The 13,009-nt window shown below is 61.4% G+C and carries 14 protein-coding genes; 6 read left to right on the plus strand and 8 right to left on the minus strand.

Annotation, left to right across the window (positions count from 1 at the left end):
* Positions 1–76: 76 nt before the first annotated feature.
* The gene (locus ATY75_RS22000; protein WP_088939196.1) at positions 77–676 is read right to left on the minus strand and encodes a TetR/AcrR family transcriptional regulator; all 600 of its coding nucleotides are present in this window, start codon (positions 674–676) and stop codon (positions 77–79) included.
* A 119-nt stretch (positions 677–795) separates the two neighbouring features.
* Between ATY75_RS22000 and ATY75_RS22005 the strand changes: the two genes are divergently transcribed.
* Together ATY75_RS22005 and ATY75_RS22010 are read left to right on the plus strand one after the other, a co-directional pair.
* Positions 796–1,224: a Tautomerase enzyme gene (locus ATY75_RS22005; protein WP_088939197.1), complete on the plus strand. Its 429-nt coding sequence runs from the start codon at positions 796–798 to the stop codon at positions 1,222–1,224.
* Between the two features lie 70 nt (positions 1,225–1,294).
* Entirely contained in the window at positions 1,295–1,690 is a 396-nt protein-coding gene (locus ATY75_RS22010; protein WP_088939198.1) for a VOC family protein, read from the plus strand.
* Positions 1,691–1,732: 42 nt separating this feature from the next.
* Here the strand turns inward: ATY75_RS22010 and ATY75_RS22015 are convergent, their stop codons facing one another.
* The 7 genes from ATY75_RS22015 to otsB all read right to left on the minus strand — a co-directional run bounded on the left by ATY75_RS22015 (position 1,733) and on the right by otsB (position 8,628).
* Entirely contained in the window at positions 1,733–2,497 is a 765-nt protein-coding gene (locus tag ATY75_RS22015) for an SDR family NAD(P)-dependent oxidoreductase (RefSeq protein WP_088939199.1), read from the minus strand.
* A gap of 40 nt (positions 2,498–2,537) precedes the next feature.
* Positions 2,538–3,266 carry an SDR family oxidoreductase gene (locus ATY75_RS22020; RefSeq protein WP_088939200.1) on the minus strand — a complete coding sequence of 243 codons (729 nt, stop codon included), beginning with the start codon at positions 3,264–3,266 and terminating at the stop codon, positions 2,538–2,540.
* A gap of 26 nt (positions 3,267–3,292) precedes the next feature.
* Positions 3,293–4,552, minus strand: coding sequence for an ABC transporter permease (locus tag ATY75_RS22025; RefSeq protein ID WP_088939201.1), 1,260 nt, complete (start codon positions 4,550–4,552; stop codon positions 3,293–3,295).
* Positions 4,549–5,370: an ATP-binding cassette domain-containing protein gene (locus ATY75_RS22030; RefSeq protein WP_088939202.1), complete on the minus strand. Its 822-nt coding sequence runs from the start codon at positions 5,368–5,370 to the stop codon at positions 4,549–4,551. The genes ATY75_RS22025 and ATY75_RS22030 overlap by 4 nt, the downstream gene beginning before the upstream one ends.
* 68 nt (positions 5,371–5,438) lie before the next feature.
* Positions 5,439–6,509, minus strand: a complete 1,071-nt coding sequence (locus tag ATY75_RS22035; protein ID WP_088939203.1) for a sugar ABC transporter substrate-binding protein — start codon at positions 6,507–6,509, stop codon at positions 5,439–5,441.
* 250 nt (positions 6,510–6,759) lie between these two features.
* Entirely contained in the window at positions 6,760–7,644 is an 885-nt protein-coding gene (locus tag ATY75_RS22040; protein WP_088939204.1) for an AraC family transcriptional regulator, read from the minus strand.
* Between the two features lie 204 nt (positions 7,645–7,848).
* On the minus strand, positions 7,849–8,628 hold the full coding sequence (gene otsB / locus ATY75_RS22045; RefSeq protein WP_190241405.1) for a trehalose-phosphatase: 780 nt from the start codon (positions 8,626–8,628) through the stop codon (positions 7,849–7,851).
* Between the two features lie 123 nt (positions 8,629–8,751).
* Here otsB and ATY75_RS22050 point away from each other — a divergent pair, with 123 nt between their 5' ends.
* From ATY75_RS22050 to repB, 4 genes are all read left to right on the plus strand, one after another.
* On the plus strand, positions 8,752–9,837 hold the full coding sequence (locus tag ATY75_RS22050) for an ROK family protein (protein WP_088939206.1): 1,086 nt from the start codon (positions 8,752–8,754) through the stop codon (positions 9,835–9,837).
* A 507-nt stretch (positions 9,838–10,344) separates the two neighbouring features.
* The gene (locus ATY75_RS34685) at positions 10,345–10,521 is read left to right on the plus strand and encodes a hypothetical protein (RefSeq protein ID WP_172605172.1); all 177 of its coding nucleotides are present in this window, start codon (positions 10,345–10,347) and stop codon (positions 10,519–10,521) included.
* A 272-nt stretch (positions 10,522–10,793) separates the two neighbouring features.
* Positions 10,794–12,011: a plasmid partitioning protein RepA gene (gene repA / locus ATY75_RS22055; RefSeq protein ID WP_064841757.1), complete on the plus strand. Its 1,218-nt coding sequence runs from the start codon at positions 10,794–10,796 to the stop codon at positions 12,009–12,011.
* On the plus strand, positions 12,008–12,997 hold the full coding sequence (gene repB / locus ATY75_RS22060) for a plasmid partitioning protein RepB (RefSeq protein WP_088939207.1): 990 nt from the start codon (positions 12,008–12,010) through the stop codon (positions 12,995–12,997). Before repA ends, repB begins: the two co-directional genes overlap by 4 nt.
* The last annotated feature ends 12 nt before the right edge of the window (positions 12,998–13,009 follow it).

The raw sequence follows: 13,009 nt of genomic DNA on the forward strand, positions 1-13,009 counted from the left end.
AAGAGATTCCGTTGTGTCCGAAGGTTTTCCCAGTTGACCGTCTGGACCTGGTGCCGACCGCTTGCTTGCAAGCGGATCAGTTGTGCGGTGTTATTGCCGTCAACGCCGCCTGCGCGATGATATCTGCAATGCGTTCGGACAGCGCCGGGTCGGACACAGCGCGCGCAAGGGTGACACCGCCGCTCAGCATGGCGAGAAGCAGGATCGCCTGATCTTCCCGGCTTGTTTCGGATCGGCCCTCGATCCTGTGCTCCGGCAGGCCGGCGGCGACTTCTTCGACGAGGCGTTTGATCTCAGCCGTGTAGGCGCTTCGCGTTTCATCATCCGCGCGCATCACGTCGGGCGAAAGGCTCGGCAGAGCACAGCTCTCGCCTAAATCACAGGTTCTTTTATAGCCGAGATAGTAGCTGACGAACGTCGGCAGCCAGTCTTTCGGCTGATTGGTCTTCAGCGCGGCGATTCCCTGCCGCAGCTCTTCGAGCCCCTCCAGCACGGCTGTACGAAAGGCTTCGGCCTTCGATTTGAAATGTCCGTAGAAGGCGCCGTTCGTCACGCCGGCAGCCTTCGTCAGCGCGTCGATTCCGGCGCCGCCATAACCGTCCTTGCGGAACACCTGGCCCGCGGCTGTGATGACGCGGGCCCGGGTCTCCAGTTTGTGTTCGGCGCTGTAACGCATGAAAACCTCATTTAGAGAGCGATCTCTCTTTATTGCTTGCTAAGAGAGCGACCGGTGTGTATCCATAAAGAGTGATCGGTATATCAGAAGCGGTCACGATTCAAAGAGGGAGATATCCGATGCCTATCACACTTACCGTGCCAGAAGGCTTGCTCTCGCCGGAGGCGCAGGCGCGAGCCTTTGCCGGATTGACGGACGCCTTGCTTGATGTCACCGGTTTGACCGGCAATGCCTTCATGACCGCCAATGTCATCGGCACCATCAACGTGCTGCCGCGCGAGCACGTGTTGGCGGCGGGAAAGCCTATCGCTGCGGCGTTCGTCGAACTTAAATTGCCGGAGGTCGCGCTGGCGAGCGCGCAAGCGAAGCAGGCCTTCATCGAAAAAGCGGCCGATGTCGTCGAGCAAGCCGCCGAAGGCCGGCTCAAGCGAGAGCATATATGGTCGAACATCGTCTATGCCCCCGAGGGTGCCTGGGGAATTGCCGGCGACAGTTACAGCAATGCCGACTTCGTCGGCGCCATCCAGGGCGCGGCCGCCGCGTTGTAACGATTGCGGCACATCTGTGAAACCTCAGACCTGACACAGCAATGCGCCGCAGTCCGGACGGAGCCAGCCCATGCAGCTTGCCAACTATCTGTTCTTTTCCCAAGGCTGCGAGGAGGCGCTCGCCTTTTATGCCGAATGCGGGCTTGGCCGGGTCACGCTATTGAAGCGCCATGGCGCAGATGGAATGCCCGTTGCCAGCGAAGCCATGTGGGGCAAGGTGATGCATGCGCGTTTCGAAGGACCAGGCATCATGTTCTTCGCCTCCGACAATCACGATGCCGAGCCGATGCGAGGCTCCGCCCATATGCTGATCATGGATGATCGCGACAGGACCGAAAGGCTTTTCGCCCGGCTTGGCGACGGCGGCAGGATCACGACGCCGCTGGCTGTCCAGCCATGGGGGAGCTATTACGGCAAGCTCACCGATCGTTTTGGCGTCCAGTGGATGCTCGATTGTCTCGCGTGAGCATGTGCAGCGGGGACGCCCTCCCCGCTCAGGGTCCGTTCGTCACCGCGTGGTATAGCCGCCATCGATGACAAGCACTTCGCCGGTCACGTAGCTTGCCGCCGCCGAGCAGAGAAACAAGGCAGCGCCCGCCACCTCCTCCGGCTGCCCGACGCGTCCCATCGGGGTCATGCTGCGCCAGATCGGGAACCAATCGGGATTGTCGATGCCGCCGCGCGACAGATCGGTCTCGATATAGCCGGGCGCGATGGCGTTGACGCGGATATTCTCGGCGGCGACTTCGCTTGCCAGGCTCTTGGTCATCATATGAACCGCCGCCTTGGAGGTGTTGTAGGCGACCTGGTTCTGCGGAATGTTGGAGACGATGCCCGAAATCGAGCCGATATTGAGAATGGCGCCGCCGCCCTGGCGGCGCATGGGAGCGAGTGCCGCGCGGCAGGCGCGGAAGACGGCGTCGACATTGACGGTCATGATCTCGCGCCAGATGGCATCGGAGAATTCGCCGCTGTCGCCATGAATGGCGATGCCGGCATTGTTGACGAGGATGTCGATCCGGCCTGTCCGTGAGAGGACCTCGGTGACGAGCGCGTCGGCGGCATCGTCTTTCGTCAGGTCGGCGGCGATGAAATCGCAATCGACGCCGGCCTTAGCGAGCCGGTCTTCCGCCGCCGCATGGCGGGTCCTTCCCGAGATGACAACTTTGGCGCCCGCCTCGCCGAGTGCCTCGGCGATCGCAAGCCCGATGCCGCGCGTGCCGCCGGTCACCAGCGCCACCTGCCCGTCCAGGCGAAATCTATCGAAGATCATGGCGGTTCCTTCCTGGTTTTGAGAGGCGGCAAGCGACTGATCAGATGTCGGTGCTCTGCGGTAGGATCACGAGATCGCGGATGGTGATGTTGCGCGGGCGCGTCAGCATGAAGAGCACCGCCTCGGCCACTTCCTTCGGCTCCATCAGGCCGCCGGCGGCGAGCGCCTCGTCCAGCTTTTCCTGTGGCCAATCGCTCAAAAGAGCGGTCACGACGGGGCCCGGCGCGACCGCCCCGACCCGCAAGCCATGTTTGGCCACCTGCCGCCGCAGCGTGTGGACGAAGGCCTGGACCGCATGCTTCGAGGCGGTATAGATCGGCTCCCAGACGACCGGAACCAGCCCGGCGACGGAACTCGTCAGGATGATATCCCCGGTCTTGCGCTCGACCATATGCGGCAGCACGGCATGCACCGAACGGAATGCGGCATTGATGTTCAGGTTGAGCATGCGGTCCCAGGCGTCGGGATCGCCGCCCAGCACTTCGCCGCCGATATAGGAGCCGGCATTGGCGTGGAAAATATCCAGCTGGCCTGCCTTCGCCAGAATCTGCGGCATCATCCCCGCGACGCTTTCCGGATCGGTGAGATCGATGACCAGCGCAATGGCATTGGCGCCGAGTGTCGAGCAGATCTGCTTCAATGCTTCCTCGTTTCGGTCGACCAGCACCACCCGGGCGCCGGCGGCCAGCAAGGCCTTGGCGCATTCCAGGCCGATACCCGATGCCGCTCCGGTGACGGCCGCGACCTTTCCAGACAGATCCTGTCCCATTTTCTTCCTCTGTTATCTTGAGTGATTCAGGCCCGGCCGTGCGAGATCCGCGATCGGCGTGCCAGCGAGTCGACGATGACGGCGACGGCAAGGACGGCGCCGGTGATCATGTATCGAAGCGATGACGACAGATCGAGGAGCGTCAGCCCGCTGGCGATCGACTGGATGACGATGATGCCGAGAAGGGCCGAATAGGCGCTGCCGCGCCCGCCGAAGAGGCTCGTGCCGCCGATGACTGCCGCGGCGATGGCATTGAGATTGACGTCGCCGGTGCCGGCCTGCTGGCTTGCAGTCGCCAGCCGCGCAGCCGAAAGCACGCCGCCGGTCGCCGCAAGCAGGGCACAGGCGACGAAGGCGCTCGCATAGATGCGCGACACATTGATGCCCGAGCGCCGTGCGGCCTCTCTGTTGCCGCCGACGGCTTGCATGGAGCGTCCCCATTTGGTGCGCGTCAGCGCGTAGTTCATGGCGGCGACGAGGCCGACGAAGAGGCCGAACATCCAGGGGATGCCGCGCGACTGGTTAAGATAGAAAGCAACCGCTTCCAGGGCGACCGTGATGACGACGGCGCGCAGTAACAGTCCGCCGGTCGATTTCGACGACAGGCCGGCTGCCCGCCGGCGCGCCGATGTGCGGTAGCTTGCGAAGAAGAAGGCGATGCCGGCCAGCGCCACCAGCAGATAGGCGACCGGATCCGGCATGACCATGATCTGCCCGAAATTCACCAGCCAGGAGCCATAGGGGAGATTGATCGAGCCGGTCGCTCCCAGAATATAGAGCTGCAGGCCGAGAACCGCGAGCAGGCCCGACAGCGTGGAGACGAAGCTCGGCATGCCGAAGCGGTTGAACAGGAAGGCGTAGAGCGAGCCGATCAGGGCGCCGACGATCATCGCGGCGAGGACTGCGAGCACCACCGGCCAGCCCTGATTGACCCAGAAGACGCCGACCAGCGCCGAGGCGAAACCGCTGACCGAGCCGACGGAAAGATCAATCTCGCCCACCATCAGGATGCAGACGATGCCGAGCGAGATGACGCCGACCGTCGAGCAGTCGAACAGCATGTTGACGAGATTGGCGCTGGAGAGAAACACCGGATTGAGCGCCTGGAACACCGTCCAGATGATCGCCAGGCCGACAATAACAGGCAGCGAGCCGAGGTCGCCGGAGCGGATGCGATCCCAAAAGGCGCGGATCGAGCCGGCAAGGCTGTCGTCATGGCGCACTCTTTCGTCACGCCGGTCGAGAAGTGCGGGTGCCGCCGGTTCATTCTGCAAGGTCTTCATCATGCCCTGCCCTCCTCATTCTCTCGGCTTTGCGCCTTGCGGCGCGTGGCGCGGCGGGAGACGGAATTGTTGGACGCGCCGGTGATTGCGCTGACCAGCTCTTCATTGGAGGCATCGGGCATGAAGGTGCCGTTGTTGCGTCCAAGCCGAAGGACGACAATGCGGTCGGCGACGGCACGCACATCCTCCATATTGTGACTGATCATGATAACGGCGAGGCCGCGTTCGCGCACACGCTCGATCAGGTCCAGCACTTCCGCCGTCTGGGCGACACCCAGCGCGGCTGTGGGTTCGTCGAGCATGATCAGCTTCGGCTCGAGCAGCAGCGACCGGGCGATTGCCACGGTTTGGCGCTGGCCGCCGGAAAGCGAGGCAACGGGCTCACGCACGCTTGGGATTCGGGCCGAAAGCTCGTTCAGCAGCTTCCAGGCGCGAATCTCCATGGCGACCTCGTCGAGCTGGAAAGGGTTGAGCTCCTTGCCGAGAAAGATATTGGCGACGACGTCGAGATTTTCGCAAAGCGCCAGATCCTGAAACACGGTTGCGATGCCAAGATCGAGTGCGGCACTCGGGCTCGACAGGTCTGCCTGTTTGCCTTCGAACAGGATCGTTCCCGAGCTCGGCTGATGCACGCCGGCCAGGATCTTGACCAGCGTCGATTTGCCGGCGCCGTTATCGCCGACGAGCGCCACGACCTCGCCTGCATGCACGTCGAGTTCGATATCGGTGAGCGCCGACACGGCCCCAAAGTTCTTCGATATTCCGCGCAGGCTGAGGACGGGCTGGCGGGCGCCGTCAAGAATGTGAGAGGTGTCAGACATCGCCTAGCCTTTCCGAAGCGAAACCGGAAGCGCGACCGGCGATCCGGCCGCGCTCTCCCTTGGCTCGATTACTTGGTGATGCCGAGCTTCTTGCAGCCGTCGGCATAACGGCCGGTGCACAGCTCCTCGGCGGTGTTGATCTTCTTGTCGATGATCTCGGCCTTAAGGTTTTCGGCGGTAACGACGGCTGGCACGAAGAGCTGCGCCGGCGTGTCGTAAAGCGTCATTTCCGCCTTGATCGTCTCTCCTGCCAGGAGCTTCACGGCGACGTCGGCCGCGGCCGCGGCGACGATTTCGCTCGGCTTGGAGATCGTGTTGTATTGATCCCCCGATATGATCAGCTGCAGCGCGGCGATTGTCGCATCATTGCCGGTCACCGGCGGCACGGGATCGACACCGGCTGCCTTGAAGGCGGCGATGGCGCCACCGCCGGTGCCGTCATTGGCGGCGACGACGCCGACGATCTGTTTACTGAAACGGGTGATCTGGCCGGCCGCCCATTGCTGGGCATTAGCCGGCTGCCAGTTCGGCGTGTCGAATTCGGCAAGCGTCTTGTAGCCGCCGCTGGCGAGACCCTCGTGAATGCCGTCCTTGATCAGCCCGGCGGCCGCGTCTGTCGGCGAACCGTTGATCTGTAGAATGCCGCCGCCATCGGTCGGCACATTCTTCGCCTTCAGATGCTGGACGAGCGATTCCGCGATTGCCTTGCCGATCGCCTTATTGTCGAAGGAGACGTAGAAATCGGCCTTGCCCTTCGGGATCGGCCGGTCATAGGCGATGACCTTGACGCCCTGGCTCTGGGCCAGCTGGACGAGGGAAGCGGCGGCTGCCGAATCCACCGGGTCGAGCACGATGACCTTGGCGCCCTGGGTGATGGCGGAGTTGAACTGCTGCTGCTGTTTGGCGATATCGGCGTCGGCATTCTGATAGAGCACTTTGCACGAGGCGCAAAGCTTCTTCATTTCCGCGACGAAGCCCGGATGATCGTGCTCTTCATAGCGTGTCGAGCCCTGGTCGGGCATGAGGAATGCGACCGTCGCATCCGCAACGGCGGTTTGCGCAAAGGCGGAAGTACCGCCGAGCAAGGACAGGACAAGTGCCGCGCCTGCCGCTTTTGTCGAGAATTTCGTCATTTCCATCTCCTCCCATTGGAAAAATTGTGTAGCTTCGTCATTGCAGTGGTCTGCTGCGGCCGTGCGGTTGGCGAACAGCCACGCCTGTCCCGGCGGTTTGCAGTTTTCTGAGGACAAGCGTCTCCTCTCGCGAACCGCCCGTTGCGCGCTCGCGTCCAAATCGATGTCCGTTTTTGGCTCCTCCTCCTCGTCCTCCCTATCGTCGTCTTCGGCGGACCTTCGTCATATTGCCGACAACGGTGCTCGTCCGGTTTGCTTAAGCCGCCTTCGCCACGTTGATATTGTCGCCCAACAGTCGCCGGAATCGCGACGGCGTCATGCCCTTTTCCGCGAGAAATTGCCGGTTGAAATTGGACAGATTGTTGAAGCCGACTTCGAAGCAGATGTCGGTGATCGATGCGTGGTCGTCGCTCATCAGGATCTGACAGGCGAGATTGATACGCAGGCGTTTCACATATTGCACGAGCGACATGCCGGTATGGCGGCGGAAGGCGCGCGAAAAGGCGCCGGTGGACTGTTCGGCAATCCGGGCGAGATCGGCTTCGTCGAAGGATTTCGTTAGGTTCTCCCTAATATAGGCGAGCGCCTTGTTGATGCCGGCCGACATGTAGCCCGACGGATCAGGCAAATAGCTCGGGCTGGCGAGAAGCTGGGCATCCTGCGCCCGGCTGAGCAGGCCGACAATCATCATGAAGAGCTCGATGCGCCGCACACCCTGTGCCCGCTGCACCTCGTCCATCAGCGGCGCGACCTCCCGGCTGGTCTCCGTGCCGAAGAGCACACCGCGGCGGGAGGCTTCGAGTACCGGCTCGAAGGGGCCGAGTTCGGCCAGCACTTTCATCGTGTCGCTGATGAAATTCTCGCTGAACTGGATGAGCTGGCATCGCAGCGGAATGCTCGATCCCTTCGGAACATCGCTGATCCAGTTGTGGGGAAGATTGGGGCCGGCAAGCACGAGATTGCCCGGCTCGAATTCGCCGATGAAATCGCCGACGAAATAGCGCCCGGTCGTCGCCACGACGAGATGCAGTTCGTATTCCGGATGAAAATGCCAGCGAACCGTATGATAGGGATAGCCATGCGCCTTCGCTGCGAAGGATTCGCCCGGCCTGATCTGAATGACTTCCAAGTCCGGTTCCATTGTTTCCTCCTCCGAGGACGGGTTCTAATCCCGCACGCCAAATTCCCTTTTTGGCTTTTATTGTTGAAGGGGAGTGTAGTGGGCTCGTTTCACGCCCGCCACCACGATTCCCGGTCAAAACTGATACTTTTTTGATGATTGACGCTGCGCAGGCGATGCAAAAGACACCCGCAATCCGCATCCGGCATCATCCAGGAACCGATCTCAGGCGGCCAGAGCGGCAATGACGTTCCGGACCAACGCAGCCGAGGATAGCCGGCTCGTGGCACAGCTCGGGGCGCCGATCGCCCCGACACGCACCGAAACGCCGCCGCGCGCGTTGGCGATCGCAAACATCGACTCGTCGGTCAGATCATCGCCGATGGTGATCGGGCAGCGGTCCTTGAAAGGATCGGATTGAAAAAACCGCTCCAGCGCATCGCCCTTGCTTGAGCGTGCCGGCCGCAGCTCGAAGACCATCTTGCCGAGCTGCAGCGCCCAGTTCGGCCCGGCAACCTTGGCATAGTGATGCATGCGCTCTTCGAGCACCTTTTCATATTCGGGCGCGAGCCGGTAATGGGCGGCAACGGCCGCGCCCTTATCCTCGATCAGCACGCCCGGATAGTGCTCGGCTTCCTCGGTCAAGGCGTGCTTCAGCGCCTGAAATTCTGGACTGGCCTCAAGCGTGTGCATTCCGGCAGCGCTTCTGATTTCCGCGCCGTGAAGGCCTGCCGTCGGAAATGCAAAGGGTTTGAACAGTGCGTCCGCATAGGCAAGCGATCGCCCGGTGACCAGCGCCAAGGCGCCGCCGAGCTTGTTCGACAGGCGGTGAAGCTGTCCGGGAAGAGCCTTCGGGACTTCGATCGCATCCGGCGTCGGCGCGAGATTGAGCAGCGTCCCGTCGATGTCAAGAAACATCGCCCAGCGCTCCGGCTCTTCCAAGACCAGTGAAAGCATTTCCTGGGTAGCGGCGTCGTCCTGCACGGCATTCTCCAAACTCTGCAATCATTGAAGCTAGGTCACCGGCCGACGAGGGCAAGGTGACCTTTCAGGCGCCGGAACATCCGGGGCCAGTCCGCGTTGTATCTCGCCGCCCGTTCGACCCCTCGCGCCACAGAAGGTAGTTTGATGGCCAAAAGCAGTTCCGAGCCCCGTGATGAGGTCAATGCCCCGTTGGCACATGGCGCGTTAAACCTGCCCCTGGTGACCGTCGACGACTACAACAACGAACTGCGTGACAAGGATGGCTTCGTTGGCGACAACGCCAACAAGAAGACTTTTCAAACGAAGCTCGACGATTGGAGAAAGCGCATCCGCAAAGTCGGAGACGACCCAATCGGCAAGACCGCGACGGCGAAGCTTTCCAAGAAAAAGATCGACGCCTTTCTGAAAGGCGACGATATGGAGGCAGCGGCATTGGTCATGGGGGCGGTGGAGGACTTCGCTCAGGACTTCGCGGATGTGATTGGAAAGTTTCTGAAGGACAAGCGCTGGGTGAAGACGGAACGCATCGTCGTCGGCGGCGGCTTCCGGCATAGCCGCTTTGGCGAGCTGACGATCGCCAGGACCATGGTTATTCTCAAGGCCACCGGCATCGACGTCGAGGTCGTGCCGATCGTTCACCACCCTGATGAGGCCGGACTGATCGGCTCGGTCCATTTGATGCCGCGCTGGATGTTTAAAGGCCACGAGGCGATCCTGGCCGTCGATATCGGCGGCACCAACGTTCGCGCCGGCGTCGTCAAATTCGGCAAGGACGACGTGCCGAACTTCGCGGATGCAAGCGTCTGGGAATCAGCGATCTGGCGTCATGCCGACGACGAGCCAAGTCGTACCGCAACCGTCGAGAGGCTGGCCGCGATATTGCAGGATCTGATCGGGAAAGCCGAGAAGGCCAATCTCAAGCCCGCGCCGATCATCGGCATCGCCTGCCCCGGCATCATCAAAGCCGATGGTTCCATAGAACGCGGCGGGCAGAACTTGCCGGGGGGAAACTGGGAGAGCGACAGCTTCAACCTTCCCGCCGCGCTGATGAAGGCCATTCCTGAAATTGGCGACGACAGCACATTTGTGATGATGCACAACGATGCCGTCGTGCAGGGATTGTCGCAGATCCCTTTCATGACCGACGTGTCGCGGTGGGCGGTGCTGACGATCGGTACGGGTTTGGGCAATGCGCATTTTACCAATCGTGAGACAACGAAGGCGCGATAAGGCTCGGCGCCACCTCCTGCTACGCCGCCAATCATAGGCTCGGCCGGCGTTGCGGCGCGTTATGGTAAATAACAGGTAAACAACAAGGATTTCCGCAGGCGGAAGCAAATCAACCCATAAGTTCCGTTAGGAACGGTTGGCTTTTCCAGATGGAAATGAGAATCGGGTCGGGCTGGCGGCAGCTCTGCGACATCGCAATCGTGCGAACGCAGCCGAGGATACCCACCGAGACCTGATTCGCCTAGCCTGTACCGATACGATCTGTGATGTGATCACGGCCCGGCGTCGCCTCGCGCTCAACTGTCGGCATATGGCGCTGAACATGATCCGGGACCTTCAGCGTCGCCTTCGGATGCCGCATGCGGGGCGGCGGCAGAAAGTTGGAGGCCCTCCCCTTTTCTCCTTCGCGTCGGAAAAGATGGTGATAACGCCCGGCGGGTTGTTCTCGGCGGGTTCAAATTGCGCTTATCTCTGCGGCGTACACCATGCGTAGACGAAAGATGGATTATGAACTTCAAGGGAATAAGCGCTCCGCTCAATGCCGGTCGTCTCGAACAAATGCTCGGCCTTGCCCCGTCACGTCGCGATCCTGAAACCCAGGACGCAAACGGCAAGTCCTCAGGCAATGGCCCCGTCCGCGGGCCGGAAGCCGAAAACCTGTACCATTCGTCCGTCTATAAATGACAGGTGGATTGCTCCATCCGGTCTGCGATCAGAAACACTTCGCCGAGTCGGCGCCCATGCTGAGTCGCATCCAATGTGTGAAGTCTAGCGTCGGCAAAGCTGGAGACGACCGCCGTTGTCAGCTGACAACAGCGCTAAGATTCCGGAATTACACATGATTTTTTCGGCGAAACCGGTTTGTTATCCATTCGCTAACCAAGAAATCGCTTGACGTCATTGCCAGACTCACGATCATTTGCGCAAAATTACCCGATTTATCAGGATTTGCGTGAATGCCGACCAAGGCCGCGATTGTTGAGAAAGCCAAGAGAGCGAGTCAAGTCTCGATCGACGAGACGATTGCGCAGGACTCGACGATGCTCAGCAGCCAGCTCCAGGTGCTGTTCGAGCGGTTGTTTTCGCCCGATGCCCGCAAATCGCTGCGGCGCTTCAGCAGCACCGAGACCGCCAAGCTGCTCGGTGTCACCGACAGCTATGTTCGCCACCTCGCCGCCCAGGTGGAAAGCATCAATCCAGAAAAGACGGCGTCTGGCCGGCGGGTGTTCTCGCTCGAGGAAATCCATGCGATGCGCCAGCATCTCGGGCGCACCAAACCCTCCTATCTGCCGATGCGCCGGCCGGGCGACCATCTCCAGGTGATCGCCGTCACCAACTTCAAGGGCGGCTCCGGCAAGACGACGACATCCATCCATCTGGCGCAGTTCCTGGCGCTACGCGGTTATCGCGTGCTGGCCGTGGACCTCGATCCGCAGGCGTCGATGTCGGCGATGCTCGGTTATCAACCCGAATTCGACGTCGGGGAAAACGAGACGCTTTACGGCGCCATCAAATATGACGAGACGCGCCGCGACGTCGCCGACATCGTGCGCCAGACCTATTTCCCCGGCCTCGATCTCATCCCCGGCAATCTCGAACTGCACGAGTTCGAACACGATACTCCAAAGGCGCTGGCCGACACCAACCGCGACGACAAGGACATGTTCTTCATGCGGGTCGGCAATGCGCTGCATTCGCTGGAAGAGAGCTACGACGTCGTCATCATCGATTGCCCCCCTACCCTCGGCTTCCTGACGCTGTCTGCTCTCTGCGCCGCCACTGCCGTGCTGATCACCGTTCATCCCCAGATGCTCGACGTCGCGTCGATGAACCAGTTCCTGACGATGACCTCCGACCTTCTGTCCGTGGTCAAGGAGGCCGGCGGCAATCTCGATTACGACTGGATGCGCTATCTCGTTACCCGCTATGAGGCCAATGATGGCCCGCAGGCGCAGATCGTCGCTTTCCTGCGCAGCCTGTTCGGTGAACGGGTGCTGACCTCGATGATGGTCAAGTCGACGGCGGTTTCAGATGCGGGCCTGTCCAAGCAGACGATCTACGAGGCGGGACGCGAGACAATGCATCGCCAAACCTATGACCGCGGCGTCGAATCGGTCGACAACGTCAATGCCGAGGTCGAGCAACTCATTCGCAGTGCATGGAGCAGGACATGAGCCCAAAAGGTCGCGATATCCTGAAGAGCATGGTGGGCGCGGTCGAGCCGGCACGGCCGGATGCGCCGAGCGCGCCGCCGCCGCATCGTCCATCGGGCGCGGTCAAGGCGATGAACCTGTCGCTGGGACGGCTGGGGGAGGAAGCGGCGGCGGCCAAGGCGCTGCGTGAATCGCTTGCCTCCGGCGACAAGGTGCTGGAGTTAGATCCGGCCGCCGTCGAAATGTCCTTTATCCGCGACCGCATTCCCGTTGATCAGGATCCCGAGTTCGAGCGGTTGAAGCAGTCGATCCAGGAAAGCGGGCAGCAGGTTCCGATCCTGGTGCGGCCGGATCCCGTCAAGGCCGGGCATTATCAGGCCGCCTACGGCCACAGGCGTTTGCGTGCGGCTGCGGAGATCGGCGTTCCCATCAAGGCAGTCGTGCGCAAGCTTACGGATGAGGAATTGATCCTCGCGCAGGGTCAGGAGAACGGCCCGCGTGTCGACCTGAGCTTCATTGAGCGGGCGCTGTTTGCACGACGCATGGATGAACACGGCTTCAGCCGCGACATGATTGCCCAGGCGCTGGCGACGGATAAGCCGGAAACGTCGAGGCTGCTGCAGGTGGCGCAAACGATCGACCCCGAGATCATTCTCGCCATCGGACCGGCGCCCAAGGTCGGACGGCCGCGCTGGCTGGCCTTCGCCGAGAAATTCAGAGATGCAGGCGGGCAGAAGAAGGCGCAGGCCGCAATTGCTGCCACAGCTTTTCAGGCCCTGGAGAGCAATAGTCGCTTCGATCTCATCTGGAAGGCGCTTGAGGAAAAGAGCGCGCCGCAGCGGGCCGAGCAGACACTTCGCACCCAAAGCGGGGGGACGCTTGCTTCGGTGACCCACTCCGGAAAGACCTTTCGCATCACCGTCAAATCGGCGGCGTTTTCGGAATTCCTGGCCCGGCGGTTGGTTGGTCTCGCCGCCGAGTTTGAAGAGGAAAATGAGGGAAAATGAACCAATTGGACC

The organism is Rhizobium sp. N122 (assembly GCF_002211295.1).
GTDB lineage: Bacteria > Pseudomonadota > Alphaproteobacteria > Rhizobiales > Rhizobiaceae > Rhizobium.

Bases quoted from the DNA above. Each gene is read 5' to 3' on its own strand.
- ATY75_RS22020 (WP_088939200.1), bottom strand. From the start codon at position 3,266: ATGGGACAGGATCTGTCTGGAAAGGTCGCGGCCGTCACCGGAGCGGCA.
- ATY75_RS22010 (WP_088939198.1), top strand. From the start codon at position 1,295: ATGCAGCTTGCCAACTATCTGTTCTTTTCCCAAGGCTGCGAGGAGGCG.
- ATY75_RS22000 (WP_088939196.1), bottom strand. From the start codon at position 676: ATGCGTTACAGCGCCGAACACAAACTGGAGACCCGGGCCCGCGTCATC.
- ATY75_RS22030 (WP_088939202.1), bottom strand. From the start codon at position 5,370: ATGTCTGACACCTCTCACATTCTTGACGGCGCCCGCCAGCCCGTCCTC.
- repA (WP_064841757.1), top strand. From the start codon at position 10,794: ATGCCGACCAAGGCCGCGATTGTTGAGAAAGCCAAGAGAGCGAGTCAA.
- ATY75_RS22040 (WP_088939204.1), bottom strand. From the start codon at position 7,644: ATGGAACCGGACTTGGAAGTCATTCAGATCAGGCCGGGCGAATCCTTC.
- ATY75_RS22005 (WP_088939197.1), top strand. From the start codon at position 796: ATGCCTATCACACTTACCGTGCCAGAAGGCTTGCTCTCGCCGGAGGCG.
- repB (WP_088939207.1), top strand. From the start codon at position 12,008: ATGAGCCCAAAAGGTCGCGATATCCTGAAGAGCATGGTGGGCGCGGTC.
- ATY75_RS22050 (WP_088939206.1), top strand. From the start codon at position 8,752: ATGGCCAAAAGCAGTTCCGAGCCCCGTGATGAGGTCAATGCCCCGTTG.
- ATY75_RS34685 (WP_172605172.1), top strand. From the start codon at position 10,345: ATGAACTTCAAGGGAATAAGCGCTCCGCTCAATGCCGGTCGTCTCGAA.
- ATY75_RS22015 (WP_088939199.1), bottom strand. From the start codon at position 2,497: ATGATCTTCGATAGATTTCGCCTGGACGGGCAGGTGGCGCTGGTGACC.
- ATY75_RS22025 (WP_088939201.1), bottom strand. From the start codon at position 4,552: ATGATGAAGACCTTGCAGAATGAACCGGCGGCACCCGCACTTCTCGAC.
- ATY75_RS22035 (WP_088939203.1), bottom strand. From the start codon at position 6,509: ATGGAAATGACGAAATTCTCGACAAAAGCGGCAGGCGCGGCACTTGTC.